This window comes from Spirillospora sp. NPDC049652 (genome assembly GCF_040675125.1).
GTDB lineage: Bacteria > Actinomycetota > Actinomycetes > Streptosporangiales > Streptosporangiaceae > Spirillospora.
Map to the genome: position 1 here is coordinate 1 of NZ_JBFAOF010001496.1, position 1221 is coordinate 1221.

Consider the following 1221-nt stretch of genomic DNA (forward strand, 5'->3'; position numbering starts at 1 on the left):
CTCGCGGAGGCGGCGCGGCGCGCGGTCACCCAGCCCGTCCGGCAGGGCGTGGACGTCGCGCGCGGCCTGGGCATGGCGCGCGGCCTCGGCCTGGCGCGTGGGCTCGGCCTCGCGGGCGGGGCGGCGGCACCGCCCGAACCGGACGCGGCCGGAACGCTGCGGCGGTTCGGGAAGTTCGCGCTCGGCGCGGGACGGGCGACGGCGCGGTTCACGCGTCCGGCGGCGGCGTCGCTGAACGGCCCGATCGGGCCGCACCGCCGCTGGTACTGGCAGACCGTCCCGCTGGACGAGGCGAAGGCGGTGAAGCGCTCCCTCGGGGGGACGGTCAACGACGTGGTGCTCGCCGCCGTGACCGCCGGATACCGCGACCTGCTGAACGCGCGCGGCGTCCTCGCGCCCGACACCGTCGTCCGGTCGGCGGTCCCGGTGTCGGTGCGCGAGCCGGGCGGGCACGGGGTGATGGACAACCGGGTCGCGGCGGTTTTCGTGAACCTGCCCGCAGGGGTGGACGACCCGGTCGAGCGGTTGCGCCGCATCCGCGCGCAGACCGAGGACGTGAAGCGCAGCGAGCAGGCGGCGGGCACCCGGACGCTCACCCGCCTCACCGACACCGCCGTCGCGCCCGCGCTGCTGTCGCTCGCCGCGCGGGCGCCGGTGCGGCTGCGGCAGGGGCTCGTCCAGACGGTGACGACGAACGTGCCCGGGCCCGACTTCCCGCTGTACGTGATGGGGCGACGCCTGCTCGAACTGCACCCGTACGTCCCGCTGACCGGCGGCATCCGGGTCGCGACGGCGGTCATCAGCTACTGCGGGACGCTGTACTTCGGGATCACCGCCGACTTCGACGCGATGCCCGACCTGGAGACGTACGCGAAAGGCGCTTCCGCCGGTGTCGCCGAGCTGCTCGCGCTGGCATGACCGTATCCGGACATGCCGTAACTCATCGAAGTCAGAAAGGATCAGCGACGTCGCGGCTCGCTGGGAACAGGGTGCAGGCTGGGCCGGAGGGTGCGGCATGCCCCTAACGGACCTCCCGAAAACGTTCCGAGACTGTGCCCCGGACCGCACTCGGGAATATCCTGGCAAAGGATGGCCAACGGCCTCTTGCCGGGTTCTCCCGGGGAGGTGACGACGATGAGCTGGTTCCGTACCGGAGCGCGGCGCCGCGCCGCCACGGACGGTGGTGCAGATCGGACGAGCACACGACTGAACACCAGTCAC

Annotated in this window: 1 protein-coding gene; it reads left to right on the forward strand. The window is 73.3% G+C overall.

Going from position 1 to position 1221, the window contains the following annotated elements:
• Positions 1–918, forward strand: a 918-nt coding sequence (locus tag AB0J52_RS41410; RefSeq protein ID WP_500188748.1) for a WS/DGAT domain-containing protein, incomplete at its 5' end; no start/stop codon positions are given.
• Between the last annotated feature and the right edge of the window lie 303 nt (positions 919–1221).